This is a genomic window from Limnobaculum allomyrinae, assembly GCF_016649425.1.
GTDB lineage: Bacteria > Pseudomonadota > Gammaproteobacteria > Enterobacterales > Enterobacteriaceae > Limnobaculum > Limnobaculum allomyrinae.
In genome coordinates this window covers 235167-251436 of record NZ_JADRCR010000001.1, presented here as the reverse complement: position 1 = coordinate 251436, position 16270 = coordinate 235167, and the positions used below count along the sequence as shown (strand labels likewise).

The following is a 16270-nucleotide window of genomic DNA, read 5'->3' as shown; positions in this document are numbered from 1 at the left end:
CATCGACAGCCCTTTTGCCACAAAAGCCTCCCTGTTTCGCTCTTCATTCTGACTTAATTGCCTGACGCAGTGCCCTTGGCGTAATTTGAAAACGCTTTTGGAAACGAGAGGTAAAACGAGATGGGCAACGGTAGCCGTTTTCTCTGGCTATTTCACTGATGGGAATCTGAGTAGTTTGGATGGCATTTAATGCATTTCCTAATCTGACATCATCAAGAATTTCCTGAAAGCTGGTTCCCCCGGCGGCAAGATGGCGATGAAATGTCGATATGGCCATATGCATCTGGCTGGCTACCTGACTTGCTGTCCAGTTAGTCCCCGGATCCAGCAACAGTAAGGTCTGGCACTTATTTACTAAAGAGTCATTTTGCTGATATAGCAAGATATTGGCAGCGTTACTATTTTTCAGAACCAGCAGAATGCCTTGTGTAATATGCTCCATTAACGAATCAGAGAGTTTATGCTTAAAAGCATCGGTGATTTGATCCCAGCAATAAATCAATTCCGCATTGAATTTGATACAAAACCCTGGCTTTTTACTCTCGCCTAATGAAGATGGATATTGTTTCCTGAATTGCTCGACTAAAGCGGGTGGTATATACAGAATCTCTGCCAGATAGCTGCCATCCTCCGGGTAATTAGCCACATTTAACTGATAACCTGCGGGAAGAAGAATCAGTTGGGTGTTATCTGCCGTTTCTGTATGCTCCCCCCACTGAATGATCTTTTTTCCCCTTCTGACCCGGCAGAGTGCAGGCATCAGAAATTTTACCCGATGCAATTCATGGGCATGGCGGGAGCTTATGGTCTGCATATTTAAACTCATCACTTTATTTTCATCTGCCTGCATATTTTATTTTCTACCTCCCGTTAGCGACCATAAACGGGCACTATCTCAGCGGTTGCCAGCTTGTTGGCATTAAGCATAAAACCAACTAAAGCACCGCTTGAATCGTTATCGATAGGAAGACTCTCAGTTTTCAGTGCCCAAACTTTGAAATGGTAATGATGTGGCCGATCGCCTTTTGGAGGACATGCACCACCAAACCCTGCATAGCCAAAATCATTTCTGCCCTGAACTGCACCACCCGGAAGCTTAGCGTTTTGCTGATTTCCGGCATCGGCCATCAGAGAATTAACCGTTGCGGGAATATTTACCACCGTCCAGTGCCACCAACCACTACCTGTGGGCGCATCTGGATCAAAAACAGTAACCGCAAAACTTTTTGTTCCCTCTGGTGCGCCAGACCAAACAAGAGATGGTGATTTATTCCCACCATCACAACCAAATCCCTGAAAAACCAGCGAGTCAGATAACTGCACATCCGATTTTATTTCATTACTTGTCAGATGAAACTCCCCGGCCTGAACAGATAAAGAAACAAGCATTAGCGCCGCAATACCAGTGTACTTATTCATAAAAATACCTTTGTTTAACCATTAAAGTTCAAACATTGTATTAATATTGGACGCAGAATATCGTGCAAATAGACTCATTAATCGTGCAAATTTTATCAGAATTGAATACTTTTGCTTAATGTCTTGTAGGGTAATGAAAGGAAGAGCGAATATCAGCGTGGAATGATGAACGGTATGTTGGTTAAACATACCGTTGTACGGAAATTAGCTTATTTAGTGATAAAATTAACGCCCTGACTTAGCGCTACATCACAAGCTTTAGATTTAACCTTTTCCCCTAATGCAGAACTGCCAAGGGCATTGAGGTCAAGCACCTTATCATTCTTAAGTTTGAGCAAACCATGTAAGCCATCCTGATAATCTTTTTGCTGGCTGGCTTTGCTGTCGTTCAGGCCCAGCTTCTCTTTCAGTTTATTTTTGATATTTTCAGGATCGGTCGCTTCAGTGATCTTTCTCTTTACACAGTACTCCATCACGCCCGCAGTATTACTCATGGTTTTAGCGGTGACTGCCTGAGCTCCTCCGCTTAACAGACTGGTCAGAGATGCCAGAGAGAAACCTTTGTTTTCATTGGCCGCATAAGCGGTGGAGGCAAACAAAAAACTTAAGGCGATTACTTTAGGGAAATTCATTTTGTTACTCAATTTATTAGCCTGTCGATTGCTGAATAATAGTCGAATTTTATAGTAAATTCAGTATTTGCACCAAACGCTGCGCAGGCCATTCTTTTATATCTGAAACTTGCCTATCACCGATTTCTATCAATCTAAGTTCTCCGGCATCATTGTTTGCCATATCTATAGTGAAAAAAGGACTTCCAATCCCTTTGGCAATCTCAGTAGCCAGAGTTGGTATAAGGTTATCGGAAGAGTAAACTTTTCCTTTTAAAACAAAGTAACGTCTTTCACTCTGCTCATCAAAATGCTCAAAATGCTCAAAATGGCGCAAACGAATACCACCTTCAATCTGACCCCGATATTGTTTAAGAAGTTTATCCTCTTTTATTTTTCTGGTTGTAATCTATCGCCGCCAGGATAAGTGCCTTCAACGCAGGCTGATTGATTTTATCACCTGCAAAAAAATCAATGGCGCGCCACACTTTACCATCAAGCGCTGCGTTAAAAAGTTTATCAGGATCCTCAAGGCTGGCACCGTGGGAAAAGGTGATTTTTACCTTTTCTTTATGAGCATTTGCCACCGCAATCATTCCACTACAAGACCACACCGGGCTACCTTTCCATTTCCACTCTTCAACAATTTGTTGATCGGCCTCAAGCATGCACTGACGGATCTCAGTCAGCATTTCTCCTCGCCAGTCGCAGAGCTCAGCAATCAATTTATCTATCTGTTGTGATGGATTCATCAATGATCCTCATAAAATATTTGGTGGATTCATTGAGTATATGTAGTAGGTGAATTTTTGCGGAATGTTGGGGGATTATCGTTATTTAGGCTTCAACAGAGGTTTTTTGTGACATTGTCACCTCATATATAGAAAAGCCACTAAATAATAATCAGTGGCTTTTGCTTATAGTAGCTAACCGGTTAATTTAACTAATATACTTTTCTATCGCCGCAGGCAGATCGTTTAATGTTGGCATCTCTTCAATTGGCAAAGGCGCCTGTTCTGGTGCTTTCAGGCCAATTCTATTATGCCAGAATGTAGGAATACCCACTTTTGCCGTTCCAATCAGGTCATAAGCTGAACCAGCCACAAAAATGGCCTCTTTTGCCGTGACACCCGCCAGATCCAGAGCCAACTGATAAGGCCTTGGGTCGGGCTTATAAAACCCTGCCCGATCGGAGGTGACAACAATATCAAAAGGAACCCCTACTTGTTCTGCTGCCATATACCCTAAGCGCTCGGAGCAATTGGTGACTACGCCTAACTGGTAATCCTGCTTTAACAGACTAAGCACTGACGCTGCTTCAGACCATGGTTGAAGATTTTTCCAGTTTTCATCCAGCTGTCTGGCAAGGTCAGAATCTAATCCGGATGCGATTGCGGCTTCTTTTACCAGTGTTTCATAAGGGCGATAGGCGCCACAACCATAAGTGAGCTTTAAGTAAGTCATACGCCACTTTTTACCCAGCTCCTCTGAACCGGCGGTTTCATTCCATACCTGCCAGGAATCAATTAATGCGGTTAATAGATCAAACAAAATAATTTTTGGTGTATTTGGAGACTGGCTTGCCTGAGGCTGATTCATAACTTGCTCCTACTGGGGTAAGTAACAAAATGATGATCGGGCAGCATTAACTTATGATGGGCTTTCAATATTATCTAAATCAATACTGTCTAAACTTTCAGCGAGTATAGACAGCATGTAATTAAGAGTAAATTAAGCACTAATAACTATATTGTTAAGAAAAACTTAAATTAGTTTCTTTTTCCGTTTACTTTTTGCCAGGGGGGTTCCGGGCTAAACTGCTGTTTTAACAATGTCATAAAGGCGTGAACTCTTTCGGGCATTCCCTTACGCCGATGGGTTAACGCAACAACCGGAGCTTCGGGCAATACCCATTCAGGTAACAGTCGTATTAAAAGCCCCTGTGACAGAGCTTCTGCTACATCCCACTGGGAACGCATAATAATTCCCAATCCATCCTTAGCCCATGAACTGACGACATCACCATCGTTACTGCTTAATGACGGTGCGATTCTGATAGTTTGTTTTTTACCCTGCTGTTCAAAGCTCCATAGCGTGGTGTCTTCGTTATTTTCCTGTAACGCAATGCTTGGGTAACTCAATAAATCCTGGGGTGATGTGGGAATGCCGTGATACTCAACCAAGGCAGGCGCAGCACAGATAAAACGCTGGTTTGGCGCAATGGTATGTACGATAAGATTGGAGTTATATAACTCTCCGATGTGCAAAATCAGATCGAATCGCTCCTGTTCTTCCAGCAAAGGTTGCTCTGAAAGCTTTAATAACACCTCGACTTGCGGATACAAGCGATGATACTGAGCAATGATTTCAGTTAAATACTTTCGACCAAATCCAAACGGGGCATTAATTTTTAGCGATCCCACTAATTTACCATGTTGCTGCATCACCTCTTCTAACAGCGCTTTATGTTGCTCCAGCAGCGTCTGGCCTTTTCGACACAATAATTCACCCTCTTCGGTAAAATGGAGTCGTCTGGCCGTTCGGTCAATAAGATGTATATCAAGACGGGCTTCCAGCTGTTGGAGTCTCTGGGTTACTGCGGAAGGCGTTACATTCAGGAACCTTGCTGCTCCCACCAGTGAACCATGCTGTTTAATCGCCAGCAGGAATTGAAGATCAAGAGTATCTATCATCATCTCATCCGGATTAAATTCAGAATAGCTAAATAATAGAGTTATAAATTGTTAATTTAAACTTAAATATCTAATGGCTATATTGGATTAGTCAATATGGAGGCCACGATATGCCAATGAAACAGATTCCGATTAATCAAGAAACACCTTACCTTCTTTTAGATATCAATAAGCTGGATGCCAATATTGCGCGTATGAAAGCACATCTGGCACCGTTGAATGTTACCCTGCGTCCCCATGTAAAAACCAATAAGTCGGCTCAGGTTGCCGCTCGTTTCTTTAGTACCGCTGACAAACCAATTACCGTTTCAACGCTGCATGAGGCTGATTTTTTCGCTCAACATGGATTCACTGACATTCTGTATGGGGTGGCCATTGCACCAAATAAGTTTGAACATGTAAGAAAGTTAATTAGCACAGGAGTCGACCTTAAACTAATCCTTGATAATGTTCAGAGCGCTCAACTACTGCTGGATTTCTCCTCGCTGCACCATTTACCGGTTAACGTCTTGCTGGAAATTGACAGCGATGGTCATCGCTCAGGTTTACCACCTTGTGATGGGGAAATTGAACAAATTGCCCGACTACTGCAGGGAAGTTTAGTCACCCTATGTGGCGTAATGACCCATGCAGGTAACTCTTATAACAGCCGTTCCCTCAGCGAAATAGAGCAATATGCTAATCAGGAGCGGGATGCGGTAGTTTCCAGCGCAGAGATGCTGCGCTCGTTAGGGGTTAATGTCACTATTGTCAGCGTTGGCTCAACACCAACGGCACTCTTCAGTAAAGATCTTACAGGCGTCACTGAAGTCCGGGCCGGCGTTTTTGCCTTTTTTGATTTGGTTATGGCTGGCTTAGGTGTCTGTAAAGCGGACGATATTGCACTATCGGTTGTCACAACGGTGATCGGACACCAGAAAGAAAAAGGCTGGGTGATTGTTGATGCAGGCTGGATGGCGCTTTCACGGGATCGTGGTACCGCTAACCAAAAGGTCGATCAGGGTTATGGCATTGTATGTGATATGAACGGACGCCCGATTGGCGATTTGATTGTCAGTGCCGCCAATCAGGAGCACGGTATTATTAGCTCCAGAAGCGGCAAGCATGTGGATGGGCTTCCGGTGGGCACGCCATTACGTATTCTGCCCAATCACGCCTGTTCTACTGCCGCTCAGTATGATGGTTATTATCTGCTGAATTTAGACGGGAGTTCTGATACCTACTGGCCGAGAATTAATGGCTGGCAGTAATTTTTCATTGGCCGCTTAACTCGCTGAATGTAAGAAGAATTAAGCGGCTATTCAATTAATTAACGCTTTTCGCAGGGTTCTGGTGCATAACGAGAATCCTGAGGGAAAGCCTGTGGTTTACAATCAGGTAGTTTTTCTGGCGCGATTTCAAACAACGCCACGCCAATAATGCCGGTGTTTTTCACATCGCCAGCAAGGGATTTTGCTGCATAACTCTCTTCTGGTTTAGAAAAACGGAATGCGGCTACCGCAGAGTCGCTCTTGCGAAACCCTTCAATCTGCAAAGATGAGCCAGGTCGAAGCAGATAGCCTGAGCGTGACAGCGAGCCGGCCTGACCAGAAATAACATCTAACCCATCGATGGTAGCAACTACTTCATAAGTTGTAGTATTACTGCGGTTACGGAAAGAGAGTTGGTAGCGATCCCCTTCTTTGGCACTCAGCGCGTACTCGCCGTTACTCCGCTGTTTGATTGCCATATTACGGCCGCTGTCATCCTGAATATTCATTTTTACCGATGGTACTAAAGTCAGGTCGGTTCGATTTTGGCCAGTGACTTTTGAGCCAGTATAATAAATTTCAACCAGGCTCTCCGGCGTATTACGTAAACGGGTAGCCTCAACGCTAACCACGTTGGAGTTAACATTCTCCCCCCATTTAGTACCAAGATTCTGAGAGAGTTTAGCCGCCGGTGCGCTGTCTTCCACGGCCGTTGATTCAGAGGAAATGTGTTGCTGGCTACTACATCCTGCAAGGATCATAACCAGACCAAAAATTAAGGCGATATTACGTTTGATATTGATTTTCATGCCAGCTCCTGCCTGTGGTTTTCGTTCCTGTAAGATGATAAATCAAATTGGATATCCGTTGTGTGATAGCAACAAACTGGTTGTTGTTTAGCCATTATTCATTAATGTCCTTTCTTTTTCCAGTTTGATAAACGTAGTGGTGTTTAGCCTCTCCTGCTCTCCATCGAATCTGGCTGATAGTCATAAAATTATCTCTGAGACTGATTTTTATCCCATGAAATAAATGCCCAACCGCGCAGCGGCGAGATTAATGGTTCGGGGCCATTTTTACCTTGTTGATAGTATTTATGCAGGTTGTCGCGCTCCCGATCGGTTAATTCCCCTAACGACCAGCTAACGGTTTTTTCAAACTCTTCGTAACTGTCTGTTCTGGCCTGACAGTTACGGCTATAGATGTAGTCCAGACGAGGATTAATACCCATCTGACACAAAATATTTAATGGATAGATATAGTTAGGTAAACCGGTATTTTCTCTACCCAATGCGCGTAAAATTCGAATATCCATGAAATGAGGATCAATAGTATGGGTGGTATAAACCCGCATTCGTGCTTTATCGTGAAGTTTTTTTAGTGCGGCCCCCATATCAGCAACCAGCGTAGAGCGTGAAGCAACCACAATGTCGCTTGGTGGAATGTCATCCCAGTTATCATCCCATGCTCGTTGAAATAAGGTTACGTTGCCCAATGCCATCACGTTGGCCCGGCGCTTGGCTACCTCCAGCATTCCGGCACTGTAGTCCAGCCCGTAAACGTGCTCGAGCTTATTTGCTGCCTGAAGGCAAATGGTACCTGGGCCACAACCAATATCCAGCAATGTTTTTGCACCCGTTAAATCCATCATCGACAGAAATTTTTTCAGGTACTCATCTTCAGGATTTGCACAACTCTCTGCTATTTTCTCTGCTTTTGCATCCCAACTGCTGGCAGGTTTGGTTACCCTTCCGGCTTTAGCCATATGGTTTTTATACAGAGAGGAAAAATCAATATCGCTAATAATCATGGTTTCAACCTTGTTAACGCTACATATTCTGGTTTCGTTATTTTTCATTGTATATAACGAGTCTAAGGAAGTCGCGTTCATAATTTATGCAGTTATTGTTTAACAAAATAGTCATCCGCTTTACTAAGATCTCTCTCCCATTTTTACTACTCTTTATACCGTACAATTCTTAGCCAAATAAATTCTCATCATGAGCTCAGAGGAAACCCAATGAAACATAACCCTACAGTTTGGTTTGAAATTTATGTTTCAGATATGGAGAGAGCCGTTAGTTTTTATCAGTCGCTATTAGATATTGAATTAACAAAGCTGTCTGATACCGATACGGAATATTTTATGTTCCCTTATCAGGAGGGTATTGAAGGTTCAGGTGGTGCGCTGGTTAAGAGTAATGAAGGTGCGCCGGGAAGTACAGGCCCTCGCATTTATCTCGCCTGCTCCGACTGCGCTATACAAGTGAGTAAAGTGGAAGCAATTGGTGGACGGGTGATTTTACCAAAGCAGTCCATTGGCGAGTTTGGCTTCTGTGCCACCATTGAAGATACTGAAGGTAATGTGATTGGATTGCATAGTATGCAATAACGTGCAGTCAGAAAAATTGAACAAAAAAAAAGGAGGAAACCCTCCTTTTTTCATGCTGATTACTTATAAATAATAGCTACACCATTCAATTTATCATCACCACCGGCGGAGATAATTTTATAGGAGGTGGCACCTGCTTCATCGGCTTTTTGGGCTAACTGTCTTTCTAACTGATCGAGGGTACTGGCACCAGACACCGAAACGCTGCCCACTTTATTTAAACCGTTACCAGAATTGACCTGATTTGCCGCAAATGCACTTACAGAGAAGGCTCCCGCCATTAATGCTGCTAATACTAATTTAGTCACTTTCATTTCATTACACCTCGTAAAATATTAGAAAAAGTACTGCTTTCGGGATGTATTCTACGGGGTGGTATCTGACCTGAGCATGACCGATAAATGACAATTTTGTCATCTGACAAAAATATACATTTCTTTTTAAAATATGGGGATAGCGAAATATTGCCCCACCAATATAAAAGTATTATGGGGCCTGATATTCACAATGTTGGTTAATTTCAATTTAAAGTGGAATAACAACGCTATCCATCAATATTACTGACGTAAACTGATGGCAATACGGTTAAACGCATTCATTAAACCAATTGCCAGAGTCAAATCAGATATTTCATTATCGGTGAAATGCTGCTGTAACCGCTGATAAAGTTCATCAGAACTGTTTTCAACCGAAATATGAGTCAAACCTTCAGCCCATTGCAGCGCAACCTTCTCTTTTTCACTAAAGGCTGACGATATTTGCCATCCTGCCAGCGTGTCGATTTTATCGTTAGAGACATTCAGTTTACGCAGTTCATCGGTATGCATTTTTAAACAAAAAGCGCAGCCATTAATTTGAGAAATGCGTAAATCAAGTAACGCAATCAGTTCAGGGCCGACTGAACTGCTATGCAGCGCTTGTTTACAGGCAATGAGTCCCTGATAAGCCTGAGGGGAAAGTTTAGGATAAGAAAGACGTAACTGAGACATAATGTTCTCCATGGTGATATTTGATGACTAGTTTTGTCTAAATATGCCCTACAATAAAGAGCCATAAATTGACTTTTTTTATAGGCCATATGAATCGTTTTTTAACTGACATCAACTTCTCTACCCAGTTGCCGGTCTACCAACAGCTATGCTGGCATATAAAACAGGCGATTTTTGACGGTCAGCTAAAATCCGGCCAGCGCATTCCATCAACCCGAAATCTGGCAAACCAACTGAATATCGCCAGAGGCACGGTGGAAAAAGCCTATGACATACTGACGGATGAAGGATTGCTGATGACCCATCAGCAACGCGGTACTTTCGTCGCTAATATTCCGTTAGCCATTCAGCCAGCGCAAAACGTACAACATAATCATTTAAGTTCGGATTTGAAGGTCAGCGATCGCCTGCTGCCTTTTCAACTGGGGGTGCCTGCGGTAGATGCCTTCCCTTTAGCCAAATGGAACCGTCTGCTGGGCCATATTAGTCGAACCATCCGAAATGCACTATTAGCCTATCCGGATCCTCAGGGTGAAATGCCATTGCGTGAAGCCATCGCCAGTTATTTAAGGATTTCACGCGGTATTGATTGTCATCAAAACCAAATTTTTATTACCGCAGGATACAGTTCCGCAATTCGCTTAATCACCTCCGTTATTCTGTCTGCTAATGATAAAGTTGCTATTGAAAACCCGTGTTTTCCTCAGTCTCGTATTCTTCTGTCAAATCTTGGTTATCAAACCATTCCTGTTGAAGTTGACAGTCACGGCCTTAATCCCGATCGGCTTGGTTCAGATATTGCCAAAGCGGTTTTACTTACCCCTGCCCATCAAAGCCCGTTAGGCGTCACATTAACGCTGGAACGCCGGATTAAACTTATCGATTGGGCAACCCAAAATCACCATTGGCTGATTGAGGATGACTATGATGGTGAATATCGCTATACCGGCTACCCACTTCCGGCATTGAAAAGCCTGGATACTCAACAGCGCGTTTTTTATGTTGGATCATTCAGTAAGGTATTGTTTCCTGCCCTCAGACTGGCCTATTTCGTCGTTCCTGAGTCCCAAATTGAAGCCTTCAGTCAGTATTTCAAATTCCAGCCCTGTTTATGCCCGGTATTAACTCAATTAGCCGTGGCTAAATTTATGAACGATGGGCACTTTTTCCGTCATTTAAAAAAGATGCGGCAGCTGTATGCCAAACGACGTGAGCTGTTAGCCAATGCTCTGGAAAAAAACTGTCCATTGGTCTCTAAAATTGAATGCCATCAGGGAGGTATGAATATTATTGCTCATCTGCCATCCTCTCTTAATGATAAGAAAATATCGATCAAAGCCAGACAGCATCAGTTAGCCGTTGAAGCACTAAGTGATGGATATGCCGCCGAAACAGTGCCAGAGAAAAGGCAAAATGGATTATTGCTGGGATTTACTAATATCGATAGCAGAGAAAAAGCTGAACAGATTTGTTGTGCGCTACAAAAGGTGATTACTGATGAATATGGACTGTTATGAGAAAAGGCTCCCTTAATACCGGGAGCCTTGATATCAATTATGCAGTCAGGGATTCCATAAGAACCTGAACTAGTTTACCGCCTTGCGGGGTAGCCCAACTGCCTGCCAGTTCTGCAATCAACTGATTGGTCGTCGTTAGCGTGACCCCATTCTTCTCCATGCGTCGTAGCGCAATATCATCTGCCATTGGGGTTGGTGAGGCCCCGGCATCAGCAACAACCTGAACGTCAAAACCATCCCGGACTAAGCTCAATGCAGGATAAACAGTACATACGTCATTGGTTACGCCAGCAATAATAATCTTTTTACGACCGCTGGCTTTTACCGCTGCCGCAAAATTCTCATCATCCATAGCATTAACGATTCCCTGACGTTTTATGCGGGCTGCAAACGCTTGAGGTAAAATGGCTTCCAACTCACTCAATAATGGCCCCTGAGCCTGTTCTTCCATACTGGAGGTTAACACAACGGGCAACTTCAGAATATTGGCAGACTTAGCCAGCATCAGAGCGTTACGTTTCACCTCTTCAAATGGTGAAGATTTTGCCCAGCTCATGGTGCCAATTTGATGGTCGATCAACAATAAAACAGCATTGTCGGCACTAAAGTTTTGATAACTCATAATTGTCTCCCGGATGCTTTTAGATTGCGTTCAGTGAAGGATAATCGGTATATCCCTGTGCGCTACCGCCAAAAAAGGTATTACGATCGGCTTCATTCATCGGTGCGTTCGAAATTAACCGTTCAACAAAATCCGGATTGGCCAATACCATTTGACCATAAGCCTCCAGTTCGGCCAGACCGGATTGCACATCGCTACCAATCTTCTCCCGGGGCTGACCGGGGCGATTAACAATAAGGGTTTGCTCCCAGCGTTCACGTATCTCTTTCAGCAGTGGTTCATTGCCCTGCTCCATAATATGCAGGTAGGCCAGACCTAATTTATTCAACTCAGCAACCAGATAACGATAAAGCGCAGGCCCTTCTTCACCTTCATCAATACCCCACATAGTGATGCCCGGAGATAAACGGATAGCCGTTCTGTCAGCACCAATTTCTTCCGCTACCGCAGCGGCTACTTCTAATGCAAAGCGAGCCCGATTCTCTATTGAACCGCCATATTCATCAGTACGGGTATTGGCGCTTGGTGCTAAAAACTGTTGGATCAAATAGGCATTGGCACCATGAATTTCTACACCATCTGCCCCTGCTTCAATGGCACGGCGTGCTGCAAAACGAAAATCGGCCACGGTCTGGCGTACCTCTTCAGTACTCAATGCTCTGGGCACCGGAATATCCTGCATGCCTTTAACGGTAAACATTGGTGTTGCTGGCGCAATGGACGAAGGTGCAACGCCCTGACGGTGATGAGGCGTATTATCAGGGTGCGACATACGTCCGGCATGCATCAATTGAATAAAAATATGTCCCCCCTGGTTATGTACGGCGGTAGTTATTTTGCGCCAGCCGGCAACATGTGCATCGGTATAGATTCCCGGCGTCATCAAATAACCTTGTCCGTCATCAGAGGGTTGAGTACCTTCTGCAATGATAAGACCAACGGTGGCGCGTTGTGCATAGTATTCCGTCGCCAGCTCACCCGGAGTGCCATCGTATTGCGCTCTGCTACGGGTCATTGGGGCCATAACCAGACGGTTTGATAAGGTATAACCACCAACCTGAACCGGAGTAAATAACTTATTCATGATCAATTCCTTGCGTATTATCGGTACTGGCAACAGCGTCTCTGTGCCACCCGAAGGTTAATTTGTGCTCGGGAGTATCATGGTTTAAAAACAAAATGGGATAAATAGGGTAAAATGGAAATCATTAATCCATTGATGGGGCAATAGAGATGGAAATGCTAAATGATATGGCGCTGTTTGTTGAAGTGGCAAAAGCCATGAGTTTCCGCAGGGCTTCGGAAGCCACTGGCGTACCCAACTCAACGGTTTCACGGCGCATCAGCGCATTAGAAAAAGCCATCGGATTGAGGTTATTACACCGCACAACCCGCAAAATCGAACTAACAGAAGCGGGTCAAATTTATTATGACCGCTGTCGACGAATTGTAGAGGAAGCCAGGCTGGCGCATGAAGCATTAGGTGATATTTTGGCACAGCCCAGCGGTCTGTTGCGCGCCTCTTTACCGGTAGATTTTGCCATTAACTATATGGTGCCGCTGTTGATTGAATTTGCTGAACAATACCCGGATATTCGGTTTGAATTTGACCTAACGCCCCGCAGAGTTGACCTGGTAGCCGAACCTTTTGATGTGGCTATTCGCATTGGGGAACAAAAAGATTCAAACCTGATCGCCCGACTATTAGCCAATCTGCCTGCTCATCTTTATGCTTCGCCAAAATATCTTGAAAAGCATGGTGCACCTTCTCACCCACAGGAACTTATTCAGCACCAATGTTTAGGTTTTCCCCGAAATGGTGTCTGGACGCTACATAATTTCGAAGCGGAAGAAAAAGTTGAAGTGAATGTTAGCGGTCGATTTATGCTGAATAACGTGGGAATGATTCGACGCCTTGCCGCCTTCGAGCAAGGGATCGTACTGTTGCCACAGGAAGTGGTCACTGAAGATCTGGCGGAGGGTCACCTGTGTCGAATATTGCCACAGTGGCAGGGAATGCCGGTTCCTGTCTATGCATTGACAGAAACCCGGCTGTTACCGGCAAAAACCCAACGTTTTATTGAGTTTTTGCGAGATCGAATGAGATAACTGACTAACGGTAATACTTGTGAAACCACGGGTGTTATAAAAACTAACGCCTTGATGGGTAGTTATCAATCCACTGTTTCAGTGAGCTTAAAATTTGGCCGAAATCCTCTTTTTGTAAAGCAAAAACCAGATGCCAATGCTCTTTTTCCCCGAATTGATTCTTCAGTGGAAAATGTGGCTTTAATTCACAGTTAAGAGTGATTGATTAGTTTATGTTTTCTTCCTATGTTGAATAGCAATCAAATTGTAATGAAAGGATCGTCAGATGAGCCACTTCCTGCCAATAGAACTAAAACATGCCAGCCGCTTACTTAACCACGGGCCAACGGTACTCATTACCAGCTACGATCCGGAAAATGGTCATCGTAATGTGATGGCTGCCGCCTGGTCGATGCCGGTGGAGTTTGAACCACCAAGAGTCGCTATTGTGGTAGATAAAAGCACCTGGACGCGTGAACTGATTGAAAAAACAGGATCTTTTGGTATTTGTATTCCTACCGTCTCGATGGTCAATCTGACTTACGCCGTGGGTAGCGTATCGGGTCGCGATGAAGATAAATTTAACCGTTTCTCAATTATTGCTAATCAAGGCCCATCTCTCGGCCTTCCGGTAATTGAATCTGGTTGTGCAGCCTGGATGGAGTGTCGGCTTTTAACCGAATCCGGCGCTCAGCAAAAGTATGATACTTTTTTTGGTGAGGTGATTTCGGCCGCTGCTGACCAGCGCGTTTTTATTAATGGTCACTGGAATCTTAATGAAAACAATACGGATTTGCATACCCTCCACCATCTGGGAGGTGGAAATTTCCTCACCGATGGCCGCCAGATTAAGACCCAATTTGTTTAAAAACGTAAATCAGGATTGCATTAGACCGACTGGTCTATTATAGTGAGTTTTATGAATCGACATCCAGAACATGATACGCGTGAACATCTCCTTGCTACCGGGGCTCAACTTTGTCTGAGTCGCGGCTTTACCGGCATGGGATTAAGCGAAATGCTGGCAAAAGCTGAAGTGCCTAAAGGCTCTTTTTACCACTACTTTCGGTCAAAAGAGGCATTTGGTGTGGCTATGCTCGATCGCCATTACGCGCTATATAATCAGCGATTACAGCAGCATTTTTGTCAGAAAAATGCCAGTTGGCGTGAACTGATCGTCAACTGGTATCAACAGAGTCTGGACTATTTTAATCAGCATCGTAGTTCCCCCAATTGTCTGGTGGTAAAGCTGTCAGCTGAAGTGTGTGATTTGTCAGAAGATATGCGTAACGCGTTGGATAACGGAAGCGTTCAGGTTATCGCTCACCTTGCCAACGCGCTTGAAAAGGGACGCTCTGAGAAATGTTTCGATTTTCCCGGCGAAGCTCGAATGCAGGCTCAAGTCATGTACGCCCTTTGGCTTGGTGCCAGTTTGCAGGCAAAAATTTCACGTAGTTCTATACCGCTGGAATGCGCTATTGAACACGTTACCCGGCTTTTAGTGGAGCCTGTCTCCTGACAGGTTCTTTTATTTTTCTTATTTATAGACGACCGGTCTACTCGAGGATGTATCATGTCAGCAGATAAATTGTTTACCCCATTAAAAATGGGTGCCATTACGGTACCAAACCGCATTTTTATGGCTCCATTAACGCGTTTACGTAGCATTGAGCCTGGCGATATCCCTACTCCACTCATGGGCGAATATTATCGTCAGCGCGCCAGTTCCGGGCTGATTATCAGTGAAGCAACCCAAATATCAGCACAGGCTAAAGGCTATGCGGGAGCTCCGGGTTTACACAGCGCTGAACAGATCGCCGCCTGGAAAAAAATTACTGATGGCGTACATGCAGAACATGGTCATATGGCAGTACAGTTCTGGCATACCGGACGTATTTCTCATAACAGTTTACAACCAGGCCAGCAGGCTCCGGTTGCTCCATCAGCGATTAGTGCCGGAACCCGCACCTCTCTGCGTGATGAACAAGGCCATGCAATACGGGTCGATACTTCTATGCCACGCGCATTGGAAACGAATGAAATTCCTGGCATCGTTAATGATTTCCGTCAGGCTGTAGCCAATGCACGAGATGCAGGATTCGATTTAATCGAGCTGCACTCTGCACACGGTTATCTGTTGCATCAGTTCCTTTCTCCTGATGCTAACCATCGTACCGATCAATATGGTGGCAGTCTGGAAAATCGCGTTCGCCTGGTTCTGGAAGTGGTGGATGCCGCCAGTAAAGAGTGGAGTGCTGACCGTATTGGTATCCGTGTCTCGCCTCTTGGTACCTTCCAGGGAGTGAGTAATGGCGATAATGAAGAAGCTGACGCCCTTTATCTGATCGAACAATTAGGTAACCGTGGAATGGCCTATTTGCATATGTCTGAGCCTGACTGGGCTGGTGGTCAACCTTACAGCGATGAATTCCGCCAAAAAGTGCGTGAGCGTTTTAGTGGTGTGATTATCGGTTCTGGTGCTTATACGCCAGAGAAAGCCGAAGCGTTGATTGCCAAGGGTTATATTGATGCCGTTGCCTTTGGCCGTTCATATATTGCTAACCCGGATCTGGTAGAGCGTTTACATCGTAAAGCCGCGCTTAATGAACCGCGTCCGGAATCATTTTATGGTGGTAATGCAGAAGGTTATACCGATTACCCAACCCTGTAATTGCTGAATAAAGGTGGA

General features: G+C 44.5%; 20 protein-coding genes. 7 read left to right on the top strand and 13 right to left on the bottom strand.

What is annotated here, in order from left to right:
- Positions 1–43 precede the first annotated feature (43 nt).
- From I2494_RS01095 to I2494_RS01065, 7 genes are all read right to left on the bottom strand, one after another.
- Entirely contained in the window at positions 44–814 is a 771-nt protein-coding gene (locus I2494_RS01095; protein WP_228350800.1) for a helix-turn-helix transcriptional regulator, read from the bottom strand.
- Between the two features lie 56 nt (positions 815–870).
- Entirely contained in the window at positions 871–1419 is a 549-nt protein-coding gene (locus I2494_RS01090; protein WP_218465799.1) for a kinase inhibitor, read from the bottom strand.
- Between the two features lie 209 nt (positions 1420–1628).
- The gene (locus I2494_RS01085) at positions 1629–2051 is read right to left on the bottom strand and encodes a DUF2501 domain-containing protein (protein ID WP_218465800.1); all 423 of its coding nucleotides are present in this window, start codon (positions 2049–2051) and stop codon (positions 1629–1631) included.
- Between the two features lie 49 nt (positions 2052–2100).
- A complete protein-coding gene (locus tag I2494_RS01080) occupies positions 2101–2373 on the bottom strand; it encodes an ATP-grasp domain-containing protein (RefSeq protein WP_407657848.1) in 273 nt (90 codons plus the stop codon).
- Positions 2374–2410: 37 nt separating this feature from the next.
- Positions 2411–2782: a DUF1801 domain-containing protein gene (locus I2494_RS01075; RefSeq protein ID WP_218465802.1), complete on the bottom strand. Its 372-nt coding sequence runs from the start codon at positions 2780–2782 to the stop codon at positions 2411–2413.
- A gap of 187 nt (positions 2783–2969) precedes the next feature.
- On the bottom strand, positions 2970–3629 hold the full coding sequence (locus I2494_RS01070) for an HAD-IA family hydrolase (protein WP_218465803.1): 660 nt from the start codon (positions 3627–3629) through the stop codon (positions 2970–2972).
- 170 nt (positions 3630–3799) lie between these two features.
- On the bottom strand, positions 3800–4723 hold the full coding sequence (locus tag I2494_RS01065) for a LysR family transcriptional regulator (RefSeq protein ID WP_218466030.1): 924 nt from the start codon (positions 4721–4723) through the stop codon (positions 3800–3802).
- A gap of 110 nt (positions 4724–4833) precedes the next feature.
- Here I2494_RS01065 and I2494_RS01060 point away from each other — a divergent pair, with 110 nt between their 5' ends.
- On the top strand, positions 4834–5973 hold the full coding sequence (locus tag I2494_RS01060; protein WP_218465804.1) for an alanine racemase: 1140 nt from the start codon (positions 4834–4836) through the stop codon (positions 5971–5973).
- Between the two features lie 59 nt (positions 5974–6032).
- On the opposite strand, the gene I2494_RS01055 is transcribed toward I2494_RS01060, so the two are convergent.
- Together I2494_RS01055 and I2494_RS01050 are read right to left on the bottom strand one after the other, a co-directional pair.
- Positions 6033–6782 (bottom strand): hypothetical protein, encoded by a 750-nt coding sequence (locus I2494_RS01055; protein WP_218465805.1) that lies wholly within the window; start codon positions 6780–6782, stop codon positions 6033–6035.
- 188 nt (positions 6783–6970) lie between these two features.
- Positions 6971–7783, bottom strand: a complete 813-nt coding sequence (locus tag I2494_RS01050; RefSeq protein WP_218465806.1) for a class I SAM-dependent methyltransferase — start codon at positions 7781–7783, stop codon at positions 6971–6973.
- Positions 7784–7993: 210 nt separating this feature from the next.
- Between I2494_RS01050 and I2494_RS01045 the strand changes: the two genes are divergently transcribed.
- Positions 7994–8365, top strand: a complete 372-nt coding sequence (locus tag I2494_RS01045; protein WP_218465807.1) for a VOC family protein — start codon at positions 7994–7996, stop codon at positions 8363–8365.
- 59 nt (positions 8366–8424) lie between these two features.
- Here the strand turns inward: I2494_RS01045 and bhsA are convergent, their stop codons facing one another.
- Positions 8425–8679, bottom strand: a complete 255-nt coding sequence (bhsA, locus tag I2494_RS01040) for a multiple stress resistance protein BhsA (RefSeq protein WP_218465808.1) — start codon at positions 8677–8679, stop codon at positions 8425–8427.
- Positions 8680–8922: 243 nt separating this feature from the next.
- Positions 8923–9354: a carboxymuconolactone decarboxylase family protein gene (locus I2494_RS01035; RefSeq protein ID WP_218465809.1), complete on the bottom strand. Its 432-nt coding sequence runs from the start codon at positions 9352–9354 to the stop codon at positions 8923–8925.
- An 89-nt stretch (positions 9355–9443) separates the two neighbouring features.
- On the opposite strand from I2494_RS01035, the gene pdxR reads away from it, so the two are divergent.
- On the top strand, positions 9444–10871 hold the full coding sequence (gene pdxR, locus I2494_RS01030; protein ID WP_218465810.1) for a MocR-like pyridoxine biosynthesis transcription factor PdxR: 1428 nt from the start codon (positions 9444–9446) through the stop codon (positions 10869–10871).
- Positions 10872–10908: 37 nt separating this feature from the next.
- Here pdxR and I2494_RS01025 read toward each other — a convergent pair whose 3' ends face one another.
- Positions 10909–11493, bottom strand: coding sequence for an isochorismatase family protein (locus I2494_RS01025; protein ID WP_218465811.1), 585 nt, complete (start codon positions 11491–11493; stop codon positions 10909–10911).
- 19 nt (positions 11494–11512) lie between these two features.
- A complete protein-coding gene (locus tag I2494_RS01020) occupies positions 11513–12577 on the bottom strand; it encodes an alkene reductase (protein WP_218465812.1) in 1065 nt (354 codons plus the stop codon).
- 149 nt (positions 12578–12726) lie between these two features.
- Here I2494_RS01020 and I2494_RS01015 point away from each other — a divergent pair, with 149 nt between their 5' ends.
- The 4 genes from I2494_RS01015 (at position 12727) to nemA (ending at position 16252) form a co-directional block, all read left to right on the top strand.
- A complete protein-coding gene (locus tag I2494_RS01015; protein ID WP_218465813.1) occupies positions 12727–13602 on the top strand; it encodes a LysR family transcriptional regulator in 876 nt (291 codons plus the stop codon).
- Positions 13603–13867: 265 nt separating this feature from the next.
- Positions 13868–14449 (top strand): flavin reductase family protein, encoded by a 582-nt coding sequence (locus tag I2494_RS01010; RefSeq protein WP_218465814.1) that lies wholly within the window; start codon positions 13868–13870, stop codon positions 14447–14449.
- 51 nt (positions 14450–14500) lie between these two features.
- Positions 14501–15100 carry a TetR/AcrR family transcriptional regulator gene (locus I2494_RS01005; protein ID WP_218465815.1) on the top strand — a complete coding sequence of 200 codons (600 nt, stop codon included), beginning with the start codon at positions 14501–14503 and terminating at the stop codon, positions 15098–15100.
- Between the two features lie 54 nt (positions 15101–15154).
- Positions 15155–16252 (top strand): alkene reductase, encoded by a 1098-nt coding sequence (gene nemA, locus I2494_RS01000; RefSeq protein ID WP_218465816.1) that lies wholly within the window; start codon positions 15155–15157, stop codon positions 16250–16252.
- Positions 16253–16270 lie beyond the last annotated feature (18 nt).